The 17,436-nt window shown below is 64.3% G+C and carries 14 protein-coding genes; 10 read left to right on the forward strand and 4 right to left on the reverse strand.

The features are described from left to right. Positions 1–534, reverse strand: a 534-nt coding sequence (locus ACTRWG_RS20640; protein ID WP_462829873.1) for an N-acetyltransferase family protein, incomplete at its 3' end; no start/stop codon positions are given. A 132-nt stretch (positions 535–666) separates the two neighbouring features. Here ACTRWG_RS20640 and ACTRWG_RS20645 point away from each other — a divergent pair. Then, positions 667–2,292, forward strand: coding sequence for a sulfatase-like hydrolase/transferase (locus ACTRWG_RS20645; protein ID WP_462829874.1), 1,626 nt, complete (start codon positions 667–669; stop codon positions 2,290–2,292). Positions 2,293–2,422: 130 nt separating this feature from the next. Further along, on the forward strand, positions 2,423–3,073 hold the full coding sequence (locus ACTRWG_RS20650; RefSeq protein ID WP_462829875.1) for a GntR family transcriptional regulator: 651 nt from the start codon (positions 2,423–2,425) through the stop codon (positions 3,071–3,073). A gap of 39 nt (positions 3,074–3,112) precedes the next feature. Here ACTRWG_RS20650 and ACTRWG_RS20655 read toward each other — a convergent pair whose 3' ends face one another. Then, positions 3,113–3,844 (reverse strand): type 1 glutamine amidotransferase, encoded by a 732-nt coding sequence (locus ACTRWG_RS20655; RefSeq protein WP_462829876.1) that lies wholly within the window; start codon positions 3,842–3,844, stop codon positions 3,113–3,115. 81 nt (positions 3,845–3,925) lie between these two features. On the opposite strand from ACTRWG_RS20655, the gene ACTRWG_RS20660 reads away from it, so the two are divergent. Further along, positions 3,926–5,185 (forward strand): cytochrome P450, encoded by a 1,260-nt coding sequence (locus ACTRWG_RS20660; protein ID WP_462829877.1) that lies wholly within the window; start codon positions 3,926–3,928, stop codon positions 5,183–5,185. 109 nt (positions 5,186–5,294) lie between these two features. After that, on the forward strand, positions 5,295–6,584 hold the full coding sequence (locus tag ACTRWG_RS20665; protein ID WP_259958552.1) for a type I glutamate--ammonia ligase: 1,290 nt from the start codon (positions 5,295–5,297) through the stop codon (positions 6,582–6,584). A 279-nt stretch (positions 6,585–6,863) separates the two neighbouring features. On the opposite strand, the gene ACTRWG_RS20670 is transcribed toward ACTRWG_RS20665, so the two are convergent. Together ACTRWG_RS20670 and ACTRWG_RS20675 are read right to left on the reverse strand one after the other, a co-directional pair. Next, the gene (locus ACTRWG_RS20670; RefSeq protein ID WP_462829878.1) at positions 6,864–8,219 is read right to left on the reverse strand and encodes an aminotransferase class III-fold pyridoxal phosphate-dependent enzyme; all 1,356 of its coding nucleotides are present in this window, start codon (positions 8,217–8,219) and stop codon (positions 6,864–6,866) included. A gap of 44 nt (positions 8,220–8,263) precedes the next feature. Beyond that, on the reverse strand, positions 8,264–9,043 hold the full coding sequence (locus ACTRWG_RS20675) for an IclR family transcriptional regulator (protein ID WP_462829879.1): 780 nt from the start codon (positions 9,041–9,043) through the stop codon (positions 8,264–8,266). A 172-nt stretch (positions 9,044–9,215) separates the two neighbouring features. On the opposite strand from ACTRWG_RS20675, the gene ACTRWG_RS20680 reads away from it, so the two are divergent. From ACTRWG_RS20680 to ACTRWG_RS20705, 6 genes are all read left to right on the forward strand, one after another. Further along, positions 9,216–10,163: a tripartite tricarboxylate transporter substrate binding protein gene (locus ACTRWG_RS20680; protein ID WP_027235056.1), complete on the forward strand. Its 948-nt coding sequence runs from the start codon at positions 9,216–9,218 to the stop codon at positions 10,161–10,163. 72 nt (positions 10,164–10,235) lie between these two features. Further along, positions 10,236–10,766 carry a tripartite tricarboxylate transporter TctB family protein gene (locus ACTRWG_RS20685; RefSeq protein ID WP_462829880.1) on the forward strand — a complete coding sequence of 177 codons (531 nt, stop codon included), beginning with the start codon at positions 10,236–10,238 and terminating at the stop codon, positions 10,764–10,766. A 9-nt stretch (positions 10,767–10,775) separates the two neighbouring features. Continuing rightward, positions 10,776–12,395, forward strand: a complete 1,620-nt coding sequence (locus ACTRWG_RS20690) for a tripartite tricarboxylate transporter permease (protein ID WP_462829881.1) — start codon at positions 10,776–10,778, stop codon at positions 12,393–12,395. Further along, a complete protein-coding gene (locus tag ACTRWG_RS20695) occupies positions 12,302–13,744 on the forward strand; it encodes an aldehyde dehydrogenase (RefSeq protein ID WP_462829884.1) in 1,443 nt (480 codons plus the stop codon). The genes ACTRWG_RS20690 and ACTRWG_RS20695 overlap by 94 nt, the downstream gene beginning before the upstream one ends. Positions 13,745–13,848: 104 nt before the next feature. Continuing rightward, the gene (locus ACTRWG_RS20700) at positions 13,849–15,081 is read left to right on the forward strand and encodes a Tm-1-like ATP-binding domain-containing protein (protein ID WP_462829882.1); all 1,233 of its coding nucleotides are present in this window, start codon (positions 13,849–13,851) and stop codon (positions 15,079–15,081) included. A 239-nt stretch (positions 15,082–15,320) separates the two neighbouring features. Further along, positions 15,321–17,411, forward strand: coding sequence for a 3-hydroxyacyl-CoA dehydrogenase NAD-binding domain-containing protein (locus ACTRWG_RS20705; RefSeq protein WP_462829883.1), 2,091 nt, complete (start codon positions 15,321–15,323; stop codon positions 17,409–17,411). Positions 17,412–17,436: the final 25 nt, after the last annotated feature.

The following is a 17,436-nucleotide window of genomic DNA, read 5'->3' on the forward strand; positions in this document are numbered from 1 at the left end:
CTGCCACGCACCGCGGTATTGCAGAACATCGTTAGGGTAATTGCCGTCCTGAAGCTGAAACCACGTAAGGCCGGCGCGTTCGAAACCGTGCCTGAGATAGAAGGCAATAGCGCGTTTGTTCTCTGAATTGGCGGCAAGCCAGGGGGCCTCCCAGCCGCGGCTTGCGCCGGCCTCCAGGCCGGCCCTGAGCAGGCTGGCGCCGATGTGCGTGCCCTGGGCGCAGGGACGGACATAGAGTGTCGATATTTCGGTGCGGGAGGCACCGCCTGCCGGGCTTGGGCGGTTATGGGCCAAGCGGATATAGCCGTCGATTCCGTCGCCGTTCTGCGAGACGAGCAGGCATTCCCCGTCACTCGACAATGCCGCAGCAAAGCGGTCCGGGGTGTAGTGCCTCAGAACATAGTCCGCGAAAGCCTGGCTGATGCCCTCGCGCAGGTATGTGGTCAGCCAGACCTCGATGGAGAGGGCGGCGAGGCTGGCGCAGTCCTCCGCGGCGGCGGGGCGCAGGGTGATTGAGGCGGAAGTCCGGGGCATAACTGCAAGCTGAAATCAGGTTCACGAAAGAGCCCTACTGTTCCGCGGCCCGGACCCGGTGGTCAAGGAAATACCCTCGTCAAGTTTGCTTCACTTGTTTAATGATGCAGCAGCACTGTGCGGGAGGCGCCGATGAACATTCTCTACATCATGTTCGACCAGCTGCGGTTCGACTATCTGAGCTGCGCGGGCCATCCGCATCTGCAGACGCCGCATATTGATGCGCTGGCTGCCAAGGGCGTGCGCTTTACCCGCGCTTATGTGCAATCCCCCACCTGCGGCTCTTCGCGGATGTCGAGCTATACCGGGCGCTACCCCTCCAGCCATGGGGTGCAGTTCAACAGCTACCCTTTGCGGGTGGGGGAGTGGACCATGGGGGATCATCTGCGCAAGGCGGGGATGGGATGCCACCTGATCGGCAAGACGCATATGGTGGCGGACGCCGAGGGGCTGCAGCGGCTGGGACTGGCGCCGGACAGCGTGATCGGTGTGCGCCAGTCGGAATGCGGGTTCGACCCCTGGGTCCGCGATGACGGGCTGTGGGCGGAAGGACCGGACGGGTTCTATGACAGCAAGCGCAGTCCCTACAATGAATACCTGAAGGAGAAGGGCTACCCGGGAGAGAACCCATGGAACGACTTTGCCAATGCCGCCATTGAGGGCAATGACATCGCCTCCGGCTGGTTCATGGTCAATGCGGACAAGCCTGCCAATATCGCCGAAGAAGACAGTGAAACTCCCTGGCTGACCACGCAGGCGATGGAGTTCATCCAGCAGGCCGAAGGCGCCTGGTGCGCGCACCTCAGCTATATCAAACCGCATTGGCCCTATATCGTTCCAGCGCCCTACCACGATATGTACGGGCCGGAGCATGTGCTGCCGGTGGTGCGTTCGGAGGTTGAGCGCGAGGATGCGCATCCCGTCTTCGATGGCATGATGAACAACCAGATCGGCAAGACCTTCAGCCGCGATGAGGTGCGCCAGAAGGTGATCCCGGCCTATATGGGGCTGATCAAGCAGGCCGATGACCAGATGGGGCGGCTGTTCGCCTGGCTGGAGGAAACCGGCCGGATGCAGGATACCATGATTGTGGTGACCTCGGACCATGGCGATTACCTGGGCGATCACTGGCTGGGGGAAAAGAACCTGTTCCATGAACCTTCGATCAGGGTGCCGCTGATCATCTATGACCCGCGCGCAGAGGCCGATGCCACGCGCGGCACCACTTGTGATGAGCTGGTGGAGGCAATCGACCTATTGCCGACTTTCCTGGAGGCCGCGGGCGGTGAGCCTGCGCCGCATATTCTGGAGGGGCGCTCGCTGATGCCATTTCTGCGCGGCGAAAACCCGGACTGGCGGGATTATGCGATTGCCGAGTTCGACTACTCCACCATGCCGCTGTGTGAAAAGCTGGGGCTGGAGCCGAAGGACGCGCGCCTGTTCATGGTGACGGACAAGCGCTGGAAATTCATGCATGCCGAGGGCGGGCTGCGGCCGATGCTGTTCGACATGGAGAATGACCCGGAGGAGCTGGCGGACCTGGCCAAGGGCAGCGCGCATCAGGAGATCATTGATCTGATGTATGACCGGCTGCTGGAGTGGGGGCTGCGGATGTCGCAGCGGATCACCCTGTCGGATGCGCAGATCAAGGCGCGCCGCGGCAAGTCGGGGCGCAAGGGTATCCTGCTTGGGGTTTATGAAGCGGATGAGGTGGCCCCCGTGCTGACAGAGAAGTACCGCGGACCGGTGCCGCGATAACCGCCCGCCTATTCACCTTGGCGCAAATACTCCGGGGGAGCCCGCGAGGGCGGGGGCAGAGCCCCGAACCCGCGTTGCCATGCGGCGGGCGGGAAATTAGGGTGTCCGGGCAGGTAAGACAGGCGGAGCAATGGCAGGTCAGACGGAACAGGTTCTGAACGCGATCCTTCAGGATATCGAGGCGGGCCGCCTGGTGCCTGGTGCTCCGCTTGAGGAAAGCGAGCTGGTGGAGCGTCATGGCGTTTCCCGCACGCCGGTCCGGGAGGCGTTTATCCAGCTGGAAGCGGTCGGGCTGATCAGACGGCTGCCGCGCAAGGGGGCGGTGCTGTTCAAGCCGACGCTGGAAGAATTCCTGGCTATTCTTGAGGTGCACGCCCGGCTGGAAGGGCAGGCGGCAGCGCTGGCGGCGCGGCGCCTGTCCCCGGCGCAGGCGATTGAGCTGGAGGCGGCAGTGGCCGCTTGCGAAAATCACGCGGCGGAAGAGGGCGATGACGATCCGGCGGGGTACTACCAGTTGAACCTGCGCTTTCATGCCTGTGTGGCAGAGGGCTCCGGCAATCCGTTCCTGGTCGAGATGATCAAGACCAACGCGCGCAAACTGATGGCCTATTACCGGGCGCGCTACCGCTATCCTGGCGCCATTGCGCAATCTGCCAAGGAGCACCGCGAGATTGCTGCTCTGATATTTGCCCGCGACCGGGAAGGCGCAGAAGCGGCCATGACCGCGCACGTGCAGTTCGACCAGGTCACGGTGATGGACCTGCTGGCGGCGCTGGGCTGAACGGGGCCATGCGGCCCCGTGCCTGCGGCGCGAGTATTTTTACAAAGATGAAGCGGCAGTGGCAGGAGGCGCGGCCTGTTCGAAGAAGCGTGCAAGGGTTTCTGCAAAGACTTTCTGATCGGATCTCTCTGCCAGGCTGTCCAAGGCCCGGGCGAAAACAGACGGACCAAGGTCTTCGCGCATTTCTTCGCTTAGCGCGATGATGAAATCCTGGGTCATCTCCGGGTGGTGCTGGGTGGTGAGAATGTGCCGGCCCAGAGTGAACCCGGCGTTCACGCCGTTGCTTTCGGCCAGGGGCACTGCGCCGGGCGGCAGGCTGCAAACGCATTCGCAATGGGAGCCGTAAAGCCTTACCTCATCCGGCAGGGCGGCGGCCCAATCCGGGCGGTGCAGCAGCCGGTTGCGTGTCAGCCCGTGGACCCAGCCGTCCGGGTTCTTATCCAGGCTGCCGCCAAGCGCCAGCGCGATGGCCTGATGGCCGAAACAGGCGCCGAACAGCGGGAAGCGGCGGGCGTGCGCGGCACGGATCATCTCCAATAGCTCCGCAACCCAAGCGGCGCCGGAGCGGGCGGAGGCCGGGCTGCCGGTGATCATCGCACCGTCGAATTCAAACAGGTTCTGCGGAAAGGTTTCGTCCTTCACGGCAAACACCGATGTGCGCCAGTCCGGCCGCGCCATCCGGATCAGATCAGTGAATTTTTCACCGTCCTTCGGGTGCCTCTGAGCGAAATCACTTTCGTCGGTGTTGGTCATCAGAATGGCCAAGTGCATGAGACGGCTCGCAAGTTTTCGTTTTACATATTTATGGCTACCAATAATATACATTGAGCCAGCAGGATAGGAAAGCCCGCCATGACAGTTTGGACCCCGACGGATGACGGCCACGCGGATCTGAGCAGCCATGACGCGTTTGCAAACGGCGCGCCGCACAACACCTTTGCCCGGCTGCGGCGGGAGGATCCGCTGCACTGGACCGAATACGCGGGCGGCAAGAACTTCTGGTCGGTGACCCGCTATGAAGACATCACGGTGATGAACAAGAACACCGAGGTGTTCTCCTCTGCCCGCGGGATCCGGATGGAGGATCAGTCTTACGAGGAATACCTGGCGCGGCGCACCTTTCAGGAGACCGATCCGCCGGAGCATTCCAAGGTGCGGATGAAACTGCTGAAGGCGTTTTCCAAGACCACCATGGCGCAGTATGAGCAGGACATCCGGGACCTGTGCGTGGATATTCTGGATCAGGCGCTGACCAAGGGGGAGTTTGACGCCACCAAGGAGATCGCCCGCCAGCTGCCGATGCGGATGCTGGGCCGGGTTGTTGGCCTGCCGGAGGCGGATCTGCCCTGGCTGGTGGAAAAGGGCGACGCGCTGATAGCCAATACGGACCCGGATTTCACATCCCATGTGCTCGATAAGATGCAGACGGATGAGTTCCGGATGATGCCCTTCAACTCGCCAGCCGGAGCGGAGCTGTATGTCTATGCCAAGGAGCTGATGGAGGAGAAGGCGCGCAAAGGCGATACCTCGGGCGTGCTGAACCTGATCCTGGAGCCGGCCAAGGACGGATCGGTCATCACCGAGACCGAGTTCCGGAATTTCTTCTGCCTGCTGGTGGCGGCGGGCAATGACACCACGCGCTATTCGATTGCAGCGGGGATCCAGGCGATGTGCCATCAGCCGGAGTTGCTGGCGCAGATGCAGGCGGGCGGCGCGGTCTGGGATACCGCGGCGGATGAGATCATCCGCTGGGCGACGCCTGCGCTCTATTTCCGCCGGACCGCGACGCGGGATCACGAGATGCACGGCAAGACCATCCGCGCGGGCGACAAGGTGCTGTACTGGTTTGTCTCGGCCAACCGGGACGAGACGCAGTTCGACGATCCATTTCACGTGAATCTGCACCGCAGCCCGAACCGGCACCTGTCGTTCGGCCAGTTCGGGCCTCACGTCTGCCTTGGCATGTGGCTGGCACGGCTGGAGGTCACGGTGCTGTTCCAGGAGCTTGCCAAGCGCATCCGCCATATTGAGGCGGCAGGTCCGCATAAGTTCCTGCGCTCGAACTTTGTCGGCGGCATCAAGGCGCTGCCGGTCAGGGTGGAGAGGGCGTAGCGGCCGGGGCGTCTGACCGGAAAGACTCTGAGAAAACCGCTAAATATGTTAAACACCAAGGCACGGGAAACGCTGCCGAAGACTGTCCAGCAGGGAAGGACCTGGAGCCATGAAGACCCGCTTGCGTGCGATGTTCTGCGACCACCTCAGCATCATGCGGGGGAAATACCTGCCCAACTCCAAGATAGGTGATGACTCAACCCGGTTCTGCCGCTCGGTGTTCGGCACCCATTACGACAAGGACCTGCTGGATGCGCCGGGTTCGATGGTGAAACAGGGCCTGCCCGACATGGAGCTGAGATGGCTGCATGACGACATCCGCGACAGCTGGCATGCCTCGACCAAGGTTGTGCTGGGAGACCTGTACGATGATGAGGGCGAGCCGCTGGCACTGTGCCCGCGCCGGGCGCTCAAGCGGGCGGTTGCGGACTGGCAAAGGCACGGGCTGACGCCGAAGGTCGGGATCGAGCTGGAAGCCTTTGCCCTGCAAGCGGACGACCGCGGGCGGCTGATGCCCTACGATGCGCCGGGCGGGGTGGTGTATGGCACCGGCCCCTTTGCCGATCCCTTGCGGTTCAATGACCGGATCTGGGCCATGGCGGACGATATGGGCTTCTCGCTCGACATGATCACCGCCGAGTTCGACAGCCCGCAGTTTGAATACACGCTGACCTTTGACGATGCGGTGAAGGCGGTGGATGACATCGTGCTGTTCCGCCTGATGGCGCGGGAGGTGGCGCTGGAATACGGGATCGTGCTGACCTTCATGCCGAAACCGGTGGCCGAGGCCGGAGGCTCCGGGATGCACCTCAACTTCTCCTTCCTGGACGAGGCGGGCGGCAATGCGCTGTCTGCGGGGCCGCGGGGCGGGCCGGAGCATATGAACGATCTGGCGCGCGGCTGCCTGGCGGGGCTCTTGCATCACCACAAGGGGCTGGCAGGGCTGATTGCGCCCACCGCCAACAGCTATATGCGGCTGCAGCCCGGGACGCTGTCGGGCTACTGGCGGAACTGGGGCGGCGACCATCGCAATGTGACAACGCGGATCAGCTCCGAAGGCGGTGCCAAGGCGCGGCTGGAGCACCGGACGGCGGATGCCTCGGCCAATCCCTATACGGCGGTGGCGGCGGTGCTGCAGGCGGCGCGGCTAGGGGTCGAGAACAGCTACCAGCTGCCGCCGATGGAGACCGGTGACGGTTTTGACCGCACCGATGCGCGCGAGGGCACGGCCGTGGACCTGAAGGGGGCAATGAATGACCTGGAGCGGGACGCCCCGCTGACGGAGGCCGTCGGGAAAGAGCTGGTCGCCAACCACGTCTTTATGAAACGCAAGGAAGTGCGCAAGACCCGTGACCTGGAAGGGGACGGCATGCGCGATTTCTACGTGCATTTCATTTGAGTGACCGCAGGGGGGAAACGTGACCGTAGCCTGGAAGCTGCCGGCCGGTGAGGCTGTCTCAGCGAGGGCAGGATGTGGCTATGGCCGGTCGCGTGCGGCCTAATCAGGCTTCGTGCCCGGCGCGGCTGCGGCAGCTGCGCCGGGCTCCGCATACCGCCACCGCGCCGCGACAGCGGCGCCACTGAGGCCGCGGGCCCGAAGCGTCTGCTTCGGCACCGCCATGGCATCTGGTGGCGCCCGGACCTGACGGCCCGGGCGCGGGTGCGTCCGAGGCCTGTGTCAGCTCACCGCCGCAAAGCCCGCGTCCAGGGCGGAGAGGATGGTGGCCGCCTCCCCGTCGCTCAGCACAAGCGGCGGCGACAGGATGATGTTGGGGCCGGAGACCCGCACCATGGCGCCGGCCTCATAGACCACCTTTTGCAGCTTGCCGATGGTCTTCTTATCCACCGCGGCCTTGGTGGCACGGTCGGACACCAGTTCCAGCGCGCACATCAGCCCGTGGCCGCCGCGCACATCGCCGATCAGTTCGTATTTCTCTTGCAGGGCCAGCAGGCCCCGGTGGATCTGGGCGCCGCGGGCGGCGGCGTTCTCCGGCACGTTCAGGCGCTGGGTTTCGGCAAGGCAGGCCAGAGCCGCCGCCGCGCCGACCGGGTGGCCGGAATAGGTGTAGCCGTGGCCGATGGCCGCTTTGCCGGTAGTGTCCTTCTCGAAAGTTTCAGTCATATGGTCGGCGATCATCACCGCGCCGAAAGGGAAATAGCCGTTGGTGATCGCCTTGGCGGTGGCCATCATGTCGGGTTGCACGCCCCAATGGCGAGAGCCGCTCCAGGATCCGGTGCGGCCGAAGGCGGTGATCACCTCGTCCGCGATCAGCAGGATGCCGTGCTTGGAGCAGATCTCGCGCACCCCGGGCATGAAGCTCTTGTGCGGCGGGATCACCCCGCCTGCGCCCAGGACCGGCTCCATGATGAAGGCAGCGATGGTGCCTGCGCCCTGGAAGGCGATCTCGTCCTCCAGCGCCTGCAGGCAGAGCTGGGCCAGCCGCTCCGGGCCGGATTCGTTGAACGGGTTGCGGTAGGTGTAGGGCGCCGGGATGTGGTGGCAGCCGGGCAGCAGCGGCTCGTACTGGGTGCGGAAGTTGGCGTTGCCATTTACGGACGCGCCGCCCATGTGGGTGCCGTGGTAGCCTTTTTTCAGGCTCAGAAACTTGGTGCGGCCCTCCTCGCCGCGGATCTTGTGGTACTGGCGGGCAAGGCGCAGGGCGGTTTCCACCGAACCCGAGCCGCCGGAGGTGAAGAAGGCGCGGGTGAGCCCGTCGGGCGCAAAGAACTTGCGCAGTTCCTCGGCCAGCTGGATCACCTGGTCGTTGGTGGTGCCGCGGAAGGTGGAGTAGTAGGGCAGCACGTCGAGCTGCGCGGCGATGGCGTCCTTCACCGGCTGGCAGGAGAAGCCGAGATTCACATTCCATAAGCCCCCGACCGCATCGACGACCTCATGCCCGTCCACATCAGTGATTTTGACCCCTTGGGCGGAGGTTATGATCGCGGGCGGGTTGGCCAGGCTGTCGCCGGGATGCGCCATCGGGTGCCAGAGGGATTTGGCGTTGTGTTCTTTCAGAAAGTTGGAGTCTTTCATGGGGGCAGCTCCTGGATACGGCCCGGTTGGGGCCGGTGAAGGGGTCAGACGGCAGCGTCCTGCGGGTAGTCCGCGGGGACAGAGCCGCCGATGCGATGGGTTAGGCTGGCGCCCGCGCGGCGCAGGGCCGCCAGGATCAGCTGTTTCTGCTCCGCCGTCATGCGCGAGACCGGCGCGGCGACCGCCAGCGCACCGATCACTTGGCGGTCCGGGCCAAAGACTGGCACCGCGTGGGAATGAACATCGGCCTCGAAACCGCCGATGGACTGGGCCATGCCGGTGGCCCGCACCTCCGCCAATTGGGCGCGGATTTCCCGCGGGTCGGTAATGGTGTCGGGTGTGTGGATTGTCAGCGGCTGTGCCAGCACGTCCTCCACAAAGCCGGGATCGGCGTAGGCCAGGACCGCCAAGCCGGAGCTGGTGCCATGGAACGTCAGCACTTCGGCGTCTTCCATCATCACCTTGGTGGCGTGGCGGGGCGAATAGGCATGCGACAGCGAGTTCAGCTGGCTGCCTTGCAGCAGCGACAGATGGGTGGTTTCACCGGTTTCATCGCTCAGGTCGCGCAGCACCCGGCGGGACACAGAAAGGATCGGCACCGCGGCCTCGCGCAGGGCAGCCAGCCGCAGAACCTGCGGGCCCAGCCGGTACATGCGGTCGCCATCTGTCTGTTCGACAAAACCTGATTCCTGCAGCTCGCCCATCAGCCGGTAGACGGTTGCCTTGTTCATACCCGACAGGCGTGTGAGGTCGCTGAGCCCGATTCCGGTCCGGCCGTGATTGAAATGCGTCAATAATGACAAGGCTTTGGATACCGTTCCCATGCGCTTGCCCGTGCTCCCCGTCTGGTCGTGGCAGTGAGTCTTTCCTGAAAAAGACGCACCCGTGATGCAATTTTGTTGACAGATAACAGGGCGGGCTGTCAATCTAAATTCAAACCAATGGTTCGCATAATGAACCAATTGAAAAGTTGGTGAGTAAACTGGGAGGAAAGCTATGAAACTCAAAACCCTCATGAAAGGGGCGGCTGCAGCGGCGGCGCTGGGGCTGAGCGCTGCAGCGGCGCAGGCCGAATATCCGGAAAAGCCTGTGAACTTCATCGTGCCATGGCCGCCGGGTGATCTGGAGGACGTGCTGACGCGGATGATCGCGGAGGACTTCCAGAACGAATACGGCGTTGCCACGGCCGTGGTGAACAAGCCGGGCGGCGGCGGCGGGCCGTTCCCGGGCGCGATTGAGGTCGCCAACGCGCCGGCGGATGGCTACACCATCGGCTCCTTCGTGATCGGAGTGCCGGTGATGGGGCATCAGATCGACATTCCGCCGCTGACGCCGGCCAAGTTCGATCCTCTGGGCATCTTCCTGACCTATCCTTTTGTAATCGCGACCTCTGGCGAAGCGCCTTACAGCTCAATGGAAGAGCTGGCGGCCTATGCCAAGGAAAACGACGTTGCGCTGGGCCATTTCGGCGATGTGCTGACGCCGACGCAGGTGACCAAGGCCTATGCCAAGAACGCCGGTTTCGAGTGGGGCTCCGATGCCGCCTTTGACGCGCTGGACTGCAACACGCTGGCCTCCGGCGATGCGGATGTGATCAACACCACGCTGCAGCTGGTGATGCCCTGCCTGGATCAGATCAAGGTGCTGGTCTCTATCACGGATGAACGCATCCCGCTGGTTCCCGATGCGCCCACCATTGGCGAGTTGGACGAGAGCCTGAACATCGCCCTGTGGAATGGGCTGTTCGTTACCAAGGACACCCCGCAGGACGTCCGCGACAAGATCATCGCGGTGGCTGAAAAGGCCGTGATGAGCGAACGCGCCCAGAATGTCGCCAAAGAGACCGGTGCGCTGGTCTACTGGCAGGGTGCCGAAGACAGTGCGGCCCGTGTTGCCAACGACATAGATACCATGGCCCGCATCAGCAGCCTGCTTTCGGAATAATCCTCCCCCACAGCATCGGGGCCATGCACGGTCCCGGTGCTCTTTCACTCGCGCGGACAAAGAGCCTCTCAGATGCCTTCGGAACGTGAACGCCGTTTTGCCGGGCCGCGGCGCGGCCAGCTGGTTTTTGCCCTGGCTGTGGTGGGGGCGGCTTTGCTGCTGCTGGTGCTGATTACGGAGCAGACCGCCTGGGTCAAGAAAACCAAGCTGTTTGCCCAGCCCCGGTTCTGGCCTGCCGTCGCCATCGGCGGCATGGTGCTGCTGGGCGGCCTGCATCTGTACAAACTGCCTTGGCGGCGTGTCAGCCGCTATGACCTGTGGGAGGTCAAGCGCTGGGGGCAGGTGCTGGAATTCGCCGGCTGGTTCATGGGCTATGTGCTGCTGGTGCCGATCATCGGCTATCTGCCCGTGACACTGGTGTTCGTGCCGCTTTTGAGCTGGCGGATGGGCTACCGCAGCCCCTTCATGCTGTGGACCAGCGCTGCCTTTGCCGTGGTTGTGGTTGTGGTGTTCAAGACCTTCCTGTCGGTCAAGATCCCCGGGGCACTCATCTATGAGTATCTGCCGGGCCCGCTCCGCAGCTTCTTCATTCTTTATCTCTGAGCGCCCGCCATGGACCTGATCCTTTCTGCAATAGATATCCTGATGCGCTGGGACGTGGCGCTGGCGCTGCTGGCGGGGTCGGTCGGGGGCGTGCTGATCGGGGCGATCCCCGGCGTCGGTCCGGCGGTGGCAATTGCCATCCTGCTGCCTGCAACCTTCTCGATGGATCCGATTGTCGGGCTGACCGTGCTGCTGGGCATCTACGGGTCCTCCATGTACGGCGGCTCGATTCCGGCGATCCTGATCAACACGCCCGGTACTGCGGTCAACGCGCTGACGACTTATGACGGCTACCCGATGACTGCCAGGGGAGAGCCGCGCCGGGCTTTGAGCCTTGCTTATTCTTCCAGCTTCTTTGGCGGTATCTTCTCGGTCATCTGCCTGATCCTGTTCGCGCCGGTCCTGGCCAAGATCGCGCCGATGTTCGGCTCCCGCGAGATCTTTATGGCGGCGTTGCTGGGCCTCATCCTGGTGGTAGTGGCTCATCGCGGCCAGGCGCTGATTGCGGGGACGCTGGCCTGTTTCGGGATCTTCCTGCAGACCATCGGGCTGGAGCCGGTGAAATACACCCAGCGCTACACCTTCGGGCAGGACTTCCTGGGCGGCGGCATCAACCTGATCGTGGTGGTGCTGGGGCTGTTTGCGATCTCCCAGGCCTTCGTGCTGCTGACCGACGAAGATGAAAAGGTCCGCATGACCCGCCTGCGCGGCGGCATGTTCCAGGGCTTGCGCGAGCTGGCGCGCCATCCGCGGGTGGCCGGTGTCTCTGCCACCTTCGGCGTGCTAATGGGCATGATCCCGGGCGTGGGCGAGTTCACCGCGCAGTTCATGTCCTACACCTATGCGCAGAAAACCTCGAAACGGCCGCAGGATTTTGGCAATGGCTCTTCTGAGGGGCTGATCGCGGCAGAGACCGCCAATAACGCCGTGCCTGCCGCTGCCATGGTGCCGCTGCTGGCGCTGGGTATCCCGGGCGAGGCGCTGACGGCGATGATGCTGTCGGTGTTCTACGTGCACAACGTGGTGCCGGGGCCGGGGCTGTTTCAGAACGATATGGATTTTGTCGTCGCGCTCTACCTCGCGCTGCTGGTGCTGAATGTCCTGGTCCTTGCCTTCCTGCTCTTTGCGACCAAATCGCTGATCCAGGTGGTGCGCATCCCCAACCGGTTCCTGGGCGTTTGCATCCTGACGCTGAGCTTTGTCGGGGTTTATTCCCTGCGCAACTCCGCCACCGACTGCGTGATGGCGGCGGCGTTTGGCATCCTCGGCTACATCCTCAAGCGCCTGTCGCTGCCTTCCGTGCCGATCATTCTTGGCATGGTTCTGGGCGGCATCATGGAGGTGAAGCTGCGTGCGGCCATGGCGCGGGTGAAGGAGCCCTTTGATTTCATTGACCGCCCGGTGGCGTTCATCCTGTTTTGCATCATCATCATCGTTCTGGCGGTCCACATCCTGCGGGTGCTGAAGGACCGGAAGGAACTGAAGGAGGCCGAATGGCAGACCAACAGCGCATCGACAAGCTTCGGCAGCTTGATGTGGCGCCGCAGAAACTCTTTCTTGAAGGATCATGGCAAGAAGGTACGGGCCAGACACTCGAAGTTGCTTCGCCGGTTGACGGATCTGTTCTGACGACGCTGGAGGGTGCTTCTGCGGCGGATGTCGAAAACGCTGTCGCTTCGGCGCGGCGGGCGTATGAGGACCGACGCTGGGCGGGACAGAGCCCCGCCGCACGGAAGAAAGTTCTGCACCGGATTGCGGACCGGATTGAGGCCGAGGCGGTGGAGCTGGCAGTGCTGGGCGTGCGCGACAACGGCACCGAGTTCAGCATGGCGCTGAAGGCGGAGCCGGGGTCGGCGGCGGGCACCTTCCGCTTTTACGCCGAGGCGCTGGACAAGGTGGCGGGAGAAGTTGCGCCGACGGCACCGGATGTTCTGGGGCTGGTGCACCGGATGCCGGTGGGTGTCGTCGGGGCTATCGTGCCCTGGAACTTCCCGCTGATGATCGGCGCCTGGAAGCTGGCGCCGGCGCTGGCGATGGGGAATTCGGTGGTACTGAAGCCTGCGGAAACCGCTTCGCTGTCCTTGCTCCGGCTGGCGGAGATCTGCTCCGAGTGCGGGCTGCCGGACGGGGTTCTGAATGTGGTGACCGGCTCCGGCGCTGTGACCGGCGCGGCGCTGGCGGCCTCCAACGGCGTGGATGTGCTGGCGTTCACCGGCTCCGGCGCAACGGGCCGCAAGCTGCTGGAGGCTTCGGCGCGCTCGAACCTCAAACGCTGCTATCTGGAGCTGGGCGGCAAGTCTCCCAACATCGTCTTTGCGGATGCGCCGGATCTGGCCAAGGCGGCCAAGGTCTCCGCCGCCGGTATTTTCCGTAACTCCGGGCAGGTCTGCATTGCCGGGTCCCGGCTGCTGGTCGAGGCGTCGATCCACGATGAATTTGTCGAATTGCTGAAGGCCGAGGCTGAGGCGTTGCGGGTGGGCGATCCGCTGGATCTGGGCACCCGGATCGGCGCGGTGAACTCTGAAGAACAGTTGCGCCGCAACCTCTCCTTCATGGACATGGCGCGGGCTGAGGGCGGGCAGGTGGTGACCGGCGGGCAGCGTATACTGGATGAGACCGGCGGCACCTACATGGCGCCGGCTGTTGTGACCCGCGTGGCGCGGGATCACGCGCTGTTCCAGCGGGAGGTCTTCGGTCCCGTGCTGGCGGTCACCAAATTCGAAACCGAGGAGGAGGCGCTGAGCCTGGCCAATGCCACATCCTATGGCCTGGCGGCCGGGGTCTGGACGGAGAACCTGTCCCGGGCGCACCGGATGGTCGCAGGTATCCGCGCCGGGGTGGTGCATGTGAACACCTATGGCGGCTCTGACAATACGGTGCCGCTGGGCGGTGTCGGCCAGTCCGGCAACGGGCATGACAAGTCGCTGCATGCGCTGGACAAATACACTGACTTGAAAACCGCGTGGATCCAGCTGTGATGCAGGTTCTGCGGCGGCAAAACCTGCAGCCTCCGGCGGGAGTAATTGGGGAAAGATGAAGGGGCGGCTTCGCTGCAGAGCGCAGGCCGAGGGGAGGACGGAAAATGACGGGAAAAACGATCCTGGTTGCCGGAACATATGACACCAAAGATGATGAGCTTGGCTACCTGGCGCAGGTGATCCGCGGGCAGGGCGGCAGTGTGCTGACGATGGATGTGAGTGTGCTGGGCGATCCCAGCCAGCCAGCGGACGTGAGTAAGCATGAAGTCGCTGAGGCCGGCGGCAGCTCGATCCAGGAGGCGATCGGCACGGGTGATGAAAACACTGCCATGCAGATCATGGGCAGGGGCGCAGCAGCCAAGGCGCATGAGCTGTACCGGACGGGGCGCTTAGACGGGGTGATCGTGCTGGGCGGCACCATGGGCACCGATCTGGCGCTGGACATGTGCGCCGCACTTCCGGTCGGCGTGCCGAAGTACATCGTCTCCACCGTTGCCTTCTCGCCGCTGATGCCGCCGGAGCGGATCCCGGCGGATGTGCAGATGATCCTGTGGGCTGGCGGTCTGTACGGGCTGAACTCGATCTGCAAGGCGTCGCTCAGCCAGGCCGCGGGCGCAGTGCTGGGCGCGGCGCGGGCGGTGGAGCCGCCCAAGCGGGAGAGGCCCCTGATCGGCATGACATCGTTCGGAAAGACCGTGCTGCGCTACATGGTGACGCTGAAGCCGGCGCTGGAGGCGCGCGGCTTTGAGGTCGCCGTGTTTCACGCCACCGGCATGGGCGGCCGCGCGTTTGAGAGCCTGGCGGCAGAGGGCGCCTTTGCCGCGGTGATGGATTTCGCGCCGCAGGAGGTCTCGAACCACCTGTTCGGCGGGTTGTCCGCGGGGACGGACCGGATGACCAATGCGGGCCGTGCTGGCATACCGCAGCTGGTGGCGCCGGGCTGCTATGACCTGGTGGATTTCGTCGGCTGGCAAGAGACGCCTGCGCAGCTTGAAGGCCGGGAGACCCATGCCCATAACCGGCTGCTCACCTCTGCCGTGCTGGAGGCGGACGAGCGGCGGCAGGTGGCGCAGGCGGTCTGCGGCAAGCTGGCCGCTGCCCGGGCGCCGGTGGCCGTGCTGCTGCCGGCAGGCGGCTGCAACGAGTGGGACCGGCCCGGCGCGCCTTTGCACGACGCGGCGGGGCTGGCGGCCTTTTGCGATGAAATGCGCCGCCGCTGTCCTGGCAACGCCAGTCTCCATGAGCTGGACTGCCATATCAACGACGCAGAGTTTGCAGCCAAGGCATTGGAGATCTTCGATTCCTGGATCGCCAGTGGCGTTGTGAACGGCGGCTGAACCGCCTGTTCCATTGTCCGGCGGCGCAGGCGGCGGATAAGGTGTTTCAAGAAGTTTGATTTTGCCGTGCATTCTGTTACGTAATCCCGGCAGCACAGCCGCTGCGGGCCGGTGTGTTGTGACGCGGGGTCTGCCGGAGTGCGGCGGATTTTGGGGCTTGGCGCGGAGACGGGCGCCGTGCCTAATCAGTTGGGGCGCGGGCCTGCATCATCTGCCCCCGCAGGAGAGAGGAAAACCGGATGAGTGAAGCCATTGCATATGAGCGCGTGGGCGATATTGCCGTTCTGAAGGCGCAGAACCCGCCGGTGAACGCGTTGGGTGTGGATGTGCGCAAGGGGCTGCTGGCCGGGATCGAACGCGCCGAGCAGGACGGCGCCAAGGCGGTGCTGATCTACGGCGAGGGGAAGACCTATTTTGCCGGTGCCGACATCCGCGAATTCGGCAAGCCGCCGCAGGAGCCCTGGCTGCCCGGGCTGTGCAGCCGGATTGAGGCCACGCCGCTGATCGTGGTTTCTGCCATGCACGGCACCGCGCTGGGCGGCGGGCTGGAGGTGGCCTTGGCCTCGCACTACCGGATCGCGGTGCCCTCGGCCAAGATGGGGCTGCCGGAAGTGAACCTGGGCATTCTGCCCGGTGCCGGCGGCACCCAGCGGCTGCCGCGGGTGGCCGGCACTGAAGCGGCGCTGGAGATGATCACCACAGGCCGCCACATCAGCGCGGCGGAGGCGTTTGAGAAGGGCATCATCGACCGGATCGAAGAGGGCGAGCCGCGCGAGATCGGCCTCGCCTACGCGCAGGAGCTGCTGGAGCAGGGCGCGCCGCGCCGGGCCGTGGGCGAAATGCCCGCGCCGGAGGCGGTGGACTTCGATGCTGTCTATGACGCCACGCTGAAGAAAGGCCGCGGCCAGTTGTCGCCCGCTGTGGCGGTGCGCGCGGTGCAGGCGGCGGCTGAGGCGGAGAGCTTTGAGGCCGGGCTGAAGCGTGAGCGTGAGCTGTTCATGGAGCTGATGGACTCCGATCAGCGGCAGGGGCTGATCCACGCCTTTTTCTCCGAACGCGCGGTCAGCAAGCTGCCGGAACTGGACGGTGTCGCGCCGCGGGACGTTGCCTCGATGGGGGTAATCGGCGGCGGCACCATGGGGGCGGGTATCGCCACCGCGGCGCTGCTGGCAGGGCTGCCGGTGGTGCTGATCGAGATGACGGACGAGGCCGTCGCAGCGGCGCGCGGCCGGATTGAGGGCAACCTGAAAGGCGCCCTGAAACGCGGCAAGATCAGCCAGGCGCAGTATGATCAGCTGACCGGCGAAGCGCTGACAGTGGCGACGGATTACGCCGCACTGTCCGAGGTGGACCTGGTGGTCGAGGCGGTGTTCGAGGACATGGGCGTCAAGCGCGAGGTTTTCGGCAAGCTGGACGCCCATTGCAAGCCGGGGGCTGTGCTGGCGACCAATACCTCCTACCTGGACGTGGATGAGATCGCCGCGGCGACGTCCCGTCCGCAGGACGTGATCGGGCTGCATTTCTTCTCGCCCGCGCATGTGATGAAGCTCTTGGAAGTCGTGGTCGCTGAGAAAACCGCACCGGAAGTGCTGGCCACCGGCTTTGCGCTTGGTAAGCGGCTGAAGAAGGTCGCGGTGCGCTCCGGCATCTGTGACGGGTTCATCGGCAACCGGATCATGAACGCCTACCGCAGGGCGGCGGAATATGTGGTTTTGGACGGGGCCTCGCCCTACCAAGTGGACAAGGTTGTGACCGGTTTCGGCTTCCCCATGGGGCCGTTTGCCATGGGCGATCTGGCGGGGCTCGACATCAACTGGGCCGCCCGCAAGCGCCGCGCGCCCACCCGTGACCCGCGCGAGCGTGTGCCGCGGTTCTATGAGATGCTTTGTGAGGGTGGTGATTTCGGCCAGAAGACGGGCAAGGGGTTCTATGTCTACGAAGACGGCCGCCGCGGCGGCGTGCCGAACCCGCACGTGGCGGAGCTGATTGCCAAGGATCAGGAGCAGCAGGGCGTCACCCCGCGGGAGTTCTCGGACGCCGAAGTGCTGCGCCGCTACATGTGCGCCATGGTCAACGAGGCGGCCAAGGTCGTGGGCGAGGGCATCGCCCGCCGTCCGCTGGACGTGGATATGGTGATGCTGTTCGGCTATGGCTTCCCGCGGTTCTGGGGCGGGCCGCTGAAGTGGGCCGATTTGCAAGGGCTGGACGGGATCCTGGCCGATATCCGGTCTTATGCGGCAGAGGATGATTTCTTCTGGCAGCCCGCGCCGCTGCTGGAGCAGCTGGTGGCAGAGGGCAAGTCCTTCGACTCGCTGAACAAGGGCGGCTGAGCAGGCGGGCGGGCGCCCTTCCGGC

This window comes from Leisingera sp. G5_S3_59_S7 (assembly GCF_054968485.1).